At 63.8% G+C, this 6,308-nt stretch carries 6 protein-coding genes; 2 read left to right on the plus strand and 4 right to left on the minus strand.

All coding sequences use genetic code 11. From position 1 onward, the window contains the following. Positions 1-5 precede the first annotated feature (5 nt). From AC1RMG_RS04445 to AC1RMG_RS04460, 4 genes are read right to left on the minus strand one after another with little or no spacing between them, the layout of a single operon-like run. Entirely contained in the window at positions 6-959 is a 954-nt protein-coding gene (locus AC1RMG_RS04445; protein WP_011061142.1) for a SphA family protein, read from the minus strand. A gap of 12 nt (positions 960-971) precedes the next feature. Next, positions 972-2,369, minus strand: a complete 1,398-nt coding sequence (locus tag AC1RMG_RS04450; protein WP_493168766.1) for a DUF1254 domain-containing protein — start codon at positions 2,367-2,369, stop codon at positions 972-974. Between the two features lie 55 nt (positions 2,370-2,424). Next, the gene (locus AC1RMG_RS04455; protein WP_493168491.1) at positions 2,425-3,882 is read right to left on the minus strand and encodes a DUF1254 domain-containing protein; all 1,458 of its coding nucleotides are present in this window, start codon (positions 3,880-3,882) and stop codon (positions 2,425-2,427) included. Between the two features lie 9 nt (positions 3,883-3,891). Then, the gene (locus tag AC1RMG_RS04460; protein ID WP_072441943.1) at positions 3,892-4,683 is read right to left on the minus strand and encodes a hypothetical protein; all 792 of its coding nucleotides are present in this window, start codon (positions 4,681-4,683) and stop codon (positions 3,892-3,894) included. Between the two features lie 398 nt (positions 4,684-5,081). On the opposite strand from AC1RMG_RS04460, the gene AC1RMG_RS04465 reads away from it, so the two are divergent. After that, positions 5,082-5,525: an SRPBCC family protein gene (locus AC1RMG_RS04465; RefSeq protein WP_493168494.1), complete on the plus strand. Its 444-nt coding sequence runs from the start codon at positions 5,082-5,084 to the stop codon at positions 5,523-5,525. Positions 5,526-5,568: 43 nt separating this feature from the next. Continuing rightward, positions 5,569-6,252: a type 1 glutamine amidotransferase domain-containing protein gene (locus tag AC1RMG_RS04470; protein WP_019095224.1), complete on the plus strand. Its 684-nt coding sequence runs from the start codon at positions 5,569-5,571 to the stop codon at positions 6,250-6,252. Positions 6,253-6,308 lie beyond the last annotated feature (56 nt).

Raw genomic sequence — 6,308 nt, forward strand, 5'->3', positions numbered from 1 at the left:
TCCTGTCAGAAAAAGGCCAGGGTCAGGTTGACGCTGACGCCGTTGCCCTCGGGGCGGTTCTTGGTGTCGAACTCGGGGATCCAGCGCGCGCTGATGTTGGCCTGGGCATCGGCGAACTTGCCGCTCCAGCCCAGGGTTGGCCCGGCGCCCACGGAGCGCCCGCGATAGCCGTTGAGTTTGTCTGCGGTGGGGCCCTGGTCGTCGCTGATCTGCTGGATGTAACCGACCACCAGCCCGGCGTTCCAGCCGCTGCCGAAGCCGTGGGTCCACAAGCCATCGAGGCGCAGGATGTCGCCGTTGCGGTAGTCGGCGGCGTCGTTGCGGGTGTAGAACTCCAGGGCGCCCATCAGGCTGAATTCGCCGCCCTTGCCGTCCAGATGGGTGAAGGCGATGGTCGGCATGAAGGTGTAGTTGTTCTGCCCGGGGTTGGCCAGGCGGTTGTCGTTGTAGGCCCCGGTGGGCACGTAGATCGGCAGCGACAGGGCGATATGGTCGCGCTCGTTGATGTGGTAGCCGGCGGCGATCGGCGTGACCAGCAGGTCGGCGAACTGGGTGCCGCTGTCCTGGGTACCCACCGTGCGCCCGCGGGGGCCGGTGAGGCTGGCCTGGATGTCGGTGTACTGCACCGGCACGCCGATGGCCGAGGCGTAGTTCCAGCGGCCCTTGCCGGTGTCCCAGACCCGGGTGAAGTTGCCCATGGTGTAGGACACCTTCATTTTCAGCCCCGAGCTGAGATCGCCGATGATCGGCACCTGGCCGCTGCCCTTGAGCTCGCCGTCGTAGTAGATGCTGGTCAGGGACATCACCCAGCCCGGTTCCGGGGGGATGATCCCGGCATTGGAGTAGATCTGCTGGCCGGTGATGGGCCGGCCGACCCCGCCTTCGGCGGCATGCAGCAAGGGGCTGGCCGCCAGCAGGCAAAGGGCCAGGGATGAACGCAGGGGCGAAGGGCTGGGCATGACGGGCTCCGCTTATTGTTGTTCAGGGGCGACCGGCGTCAGCGGCGGCATCTTCCACTGGCCGTTGCTGACGTCGGGTTTGGGCAGGTAGATCCGCAGCACCCCGTAGAAGGGGCCGTCGGGGGCCGGCAACCAGTTGCTTTGCAGCTCCTTGGCCGGCGGCTGGTGCTGCACATGGAGGGTCAGGCCGCCGTCGGCGTCGGTTTTCAGCGAGGGCAGCATGCGTGAGTTGATCAGGTAGCGTTGCAGCGGGTTGGCCACCAGCAGCTTGCTCTTGCCGTCGTACATCGTCAGCGACCAGAAGGCATTGGCCGGCGGCAACTGGCCCTTGGCGAAGTGCAGGCGGTAGCGGTGCTGGCCGGCGTTGAGCGGCTGGCCCTGGTCATCGACGAAGTAGCCGATATAGCTGGCCTCTTCGGCGGAGTTGCCGAAGATCCCCATGTTGGCCCCGGCGTAGCGGTACAGGTAGTTGTCCTGCAGGTGCTGGCGGCTGCCGAACAGGTCGCCACTGGTGATCTTGTGGGTATCGACCTGTTCTTTCTTGAAGGCGGCGAATTCGGCCTTGCCGTCGCTGATGCCGTCTTCCAGGGCCTGCTTTTGCGCGCTGCCCAGCTCTTTGAGGGGGAAGGGCTGGCCGGGAATGATGCCGATGCTGGCCAGGCGTGCCAGCAGGTCCTTTTCCTCGGGCTGGGGCTGGGCGAAGGCCAGCATGAAGTTCAGGTAGCCGAACAGTTCCGGGCTGTCGCTCATGGTGGCAGTGGGCGGGGGCCAGTGGATCGCTGCCGGCGCCGGGGGCGGCGGCCGGCCGAGGAACTGGCTCAGCGCCTGGACCTGGTAGCTCTGCTGGATCTTCTGCACCTGCTCCAGGTCTTTTTCATCGAGCAATTGGGTGCGGTACAGGGCGTAGACGATGTTGCTTTCACTGTGCAGCACCTTGTCGATACCGGCTGGCGTGGGGCCTTGCCAGTCAGGCCCGGCGATCAGGTAGTGGCCGCCCTGGTTGCCGGTGCTGCGGGTGCCCAGGTAGTCGAAGTTCTGGGTGTAGAGGTCGATCAACTGCACCGAGTAGTAGCGCTGGGCATCGATGGCCGGCAGGCTCAGTACCTGGGGTTCGGCCCGCAGGTCGAGCCAGGCGAAGGAGTAGGGGGTGTCCGAGTTGGGGGTGACGAAGGCCGTGTCCTTGGGGCTGAAGACCTGGGCGGTACCGCCGATGCGGTTGAACGGTGCCTTGAAGTTGGGCCCCCCCTGATCCACGGCCTGGGTGTAGAGGGTCTTGTACATCTCCACCACCGGAAAGCCGTAGAGGTACGCCTGCTTGGCGATACCCCGGGCCTGCTCCGCGGTCGCGCTGAAGGCGCCCAGGGACGGGCCGCTGAGGGCCAGCGTCAAGACCCCGAGCAAGCCGGGCATCACAGCCTTGATGATCATCGTTCGAATCCTTGCGCCAAAGTCAGGGGGGCAGGCGTTACTGCACCAGGGTGATGTCATCGAGTTTCCAGCGCTTGTCGAAGTAGGCCTCGGTGGGGGCGTAGAGCCGGAAGTAGCTGAACCAGTGCTTGCCCGGCAGGGTCTGCACCCAGTTGCTTTCCAGGCCCTTGGGGGCGCTGGGGCCGAAATACAGGTCCAGGGAGCCGTCGGGGTTTTTCTTCAGGTCCTGGCGCGAGGACAGATCGGCCTTGCGCTGCGGGTTGTCGATCAGGCAGCGGCTGGCACTGTCGTAGACGGTCAGCGACCAGAACTGCCTGGCCGGCGGGTTGCTGCCCAGGTGCAGGCGATAGTGCTTGCCGCCGTCCAGCCACTGGCCGTTGTGGTCGGTGTAGGCGCCGAGGTAGGTCTGGCCCAGGCCCGGGGTCTTGGACACCATGCCCTTGGTGTTGGTGACCGCTTCGTAGAACCAGGCGCTGCGTTCCCACAACTGGTCGTAATAGGCTACGCGCTGGGACGGGTCGGCGATGTTCAGCACCTTGTCCCATTGCCGGTCTGGCCAGTACTGGGCATCGGCGAAGCGCTTGGCGAAGGTATTGGCCTGGGCGATCAGCTCACCCATGCGCGCGCCCTGTTCCAGGGCCTGGCGCTGGTGCTCGTTGGGGTTGAAGGGCTTGTCCTTCTCGATGCCGAGGCTGGCGAGCATGGCCATGTAGAAGCGGTCGCGCTCGTTGACCGGCTCCTGCTGGATGATCTGGTGCAGGCGCTCCCAGTAGGCCATGCCCCGCGGCTGGGTGCCGGACCAGGGCTTGCCGCCAGGGGACATCAGGCGGGTCGCCGGCGGCGTCGCGCGCTGGGCGTAGGGGTACATCTTGAATTGCTGCACCAGCGCCTTGCCCTTGGCCGGGTCCGGGTCGAGCACGCGAAAGCCCAGCAGCACGTTCATGGTTTGCGACTTGGCCAGGTAGTACTGGTCGGCGTCGGAAGGTTCCGGATGGCCCGGCGGCAGCACCAGGTACTTGCCGCCCTTGCCCTGGTCCGGGCCGGTCTGGCCCATGTCGGTGATCGCCCGTTGCCAGAAGTCGCCGACTCCACCGGCGGTGGGGCCGGGGGGCAGCTCGACGACCATCGGCCCGGTCTGGTTGAGGTCGACAAAACCCAGGATGTAGGGCGTGGTGGCGTTGGCGGTGATCACCCCGAGCTTGTCTTCGTAGCTTTCCAGGACCATCAGGTCGCCATTGCCGGCGTGCAGCTTGTCGCGAAATTCCCCCTGCCACTGGGCGTAGGACACCAGCGGCAAGGCCCACAGGTAGCTTTGCGTGGCCTGCTGGAAGTCCAGCTCGGCAAACAGCCCGGCAATGGCGGCCCGGGCCGGCAGTTCGCCATCCATCTTGATCGCCGTCAGGCGGCTGTTCTGCGGCTCGGGCTGGGCGCCGACCCCGCAACTGGCGGCCAGGAGCAACAGGCTGAAACCGGCAGTGCGCAGTAGTGGCTGCATGGCGCGTCCTTATTTTCCGAAAGTGACATTGATCCCGGCGAACAGGGTGAACTGGGGCATGCCGTCGCCTTTGCGCTCCACGGTCCACTGCGGCTCGACGAAGGCGTTGAGAATGTTGTCACCGGCTTTCCAGGCCTTGCCCACCCCCAGGCCGATGGGGATGTAGTGGGTGTTGTTCTTCAGGTCGAAGGTCCAGGTGCCGGTGGAGCGCAGGTACCAGCCCCGGGGCAGGTTGTGGATGATGAAGGGCTGCAGGGTGGCGCTTTCGACATGGGCGCGGTCATGGTCGCCGGCAAATGAACTCTGGTACTGCACCAGGGCCCCCAGCAGGCCCCGGGGCGAGGCATCGATGGCCACTGCGGCCAGCCCGGCCTGCCATTTGCCGGTGCCCAGTTCGTCCTGTTCGGCGGTGGGTGCGGTGATCTGCGGGCCGATGCCCAGCTGCACGCCGTCGGTCTTGAGCAGGAAGATATCGAACAGGTTGAGGTCGCCGATGCCGGTGCTGTAGCCGTGGTGCGGATCGGGGCGGGTACTGACCGGCAGGGTGGCACGCAGCAATTGGGGGACGCCGATGAAATCCGAGGGGGCGATGGGCAGGGTGCCCCGCAGCAGGGTGTCGTTGGTGTGGGCATTGCTGTCGTACAGGCGCGGGGTGTAGTAATCCTGCAGGTTGAGGCCGGGTGCAAGGTTCAGCGGGTTGTTGCTTTTGTTGGCGGTTTCCGCGTTGTCGGCCAGGGCCGGCAGCGATGAGCTCAGGGCGACTACGGCCCAGACGGCGGGCGCAAAAAATGCTCTGGACATGCAGGTTCAATCCTTTTGCGAACGGTCACCGAGCGGCACTTCTTGAGCCGTGGGTCAACTGATAGTGTTTCTCTCTAATACCCGTAGGAATTGTCTGATGACGCTAGCAGCTAACCTTCGCTTAGCCAGTCGAAAGGATTAATTCGTTGGTTTTTGTGCACAGGATCACTGCCGGGCTGTGGACAGGCAGTGCGTGGCGGGCGGCCCTTTGAAGGTGGGCGTCGGCGAATCTTTCTTAAAGTGTTTTGTGATTATTTCAATGTAGTTTGTATGGTTATAGTGATCTATTTTTTATATGCATAAAAACCATTAAAAACAATGAGTTATATGTTTTTAATGAAGTTGTTTGTAGGTTTTTGTGGGTGCCTCCTCAACAAAATCAGCAAGGATGAACCAGAATGCCCGTGGTCGAACGCACGACTTTCCTGGCCGGATACAGCCCGCAGCAGGTGCTGGATTTCTGCCTCGAAGGCGCCAACTTTCCGAAGATTTTCCCCGAGCGTGTCACGCCCTTGGGGGGCCTCGATATCAATGACCTGCGCATCAGTGTCGGGCGCCAGTTCAGCTTCCTGCACTGGATGTTCGGTGTCATACCGGCGAAATGGACGGTGGTTATACGTGAGGTCGGCGATCGGCATTTTGTCGACGAGATGCTCAAGGGGCCGCTGCGGGCCTTTCGCCATGAGCACCGGGTCGAGGCCGCCGAAGGGGGCACCCTGTACACCGACCGGGTGACCTACAGGGCCATCGGTGGTGCACCTTTGGAGTGGTTGATAGTCAACGCCTACATGGCGCGGATTTTCGATGCCCGGCACCGCAACATGCTGCGGTTGCTCAGTTGATTGCCGTGCCTTGCCCTGTTTTCCAATGCCAAGGAGCATGCCCATGAGCAAGAAGATACTGGTGGTCCTGACCAGCGTGGCCAAATACCCCAACCTGGCCCGCGCCACTGGCCTGTGGCTGGGTGAGGCGGTGCATTTCGTGAAGAAGGTCGAGGCGGCGGGCTTCGAGGTGGACTACGTCAGCCCCAAGGGGGGCTACGTACCCATTGACCCCCATAGCCTGGCCATGGCAGACGACACCGACTGGCAGTGGTACCAGGACAGCGCCTTCATGAGCCGCCTGGGCTCGACCCTCAAGCCTTCCCAGGTCAGGGCCGGGGACTATGTGGCGATCTATTACGCCGGTGGCCACGGCGTGGTCTGGGATTTTCCCGATAACCCGGAGCTGCAGGCCCTGAGCCGGGAGATCTATGAGCAGGGGGGCTATGTCAGCTCGGTGTGCCATGGCGCGGTGGGCTTGCTCAACATCAAGCTGGGCGACGGTAGGCTGCTGATCGCCGGCAAGCAGGTCACCGGTTTCTCCAATGAAGAGGAGAAACTTGCCGAACTGGACCAGTACGTGCCCTACCTGACGGAAACCGAACTGGTCAAGCGCGGTGCCCTTTACCAGAAGGCCGCTGCACCCTGGGCGCCGTTCGCGGTGGAGGATCAGCGGGTGATCACCGGGCAGAACCCGGCGTCCGGCGGCCCGGTGGCCGATCTGCTCCTGGCGCACCTCAACAAATAACCGTAGGAGCCGGCTTGCCGGCGAAGGCGGCCTTGAGGCTTGCTCAAGTCTCGAAA

The sequence above is a fragment of the Pseudomonas sp. GW822-FHT04H02 genome, from assembly GCF_058800645.1.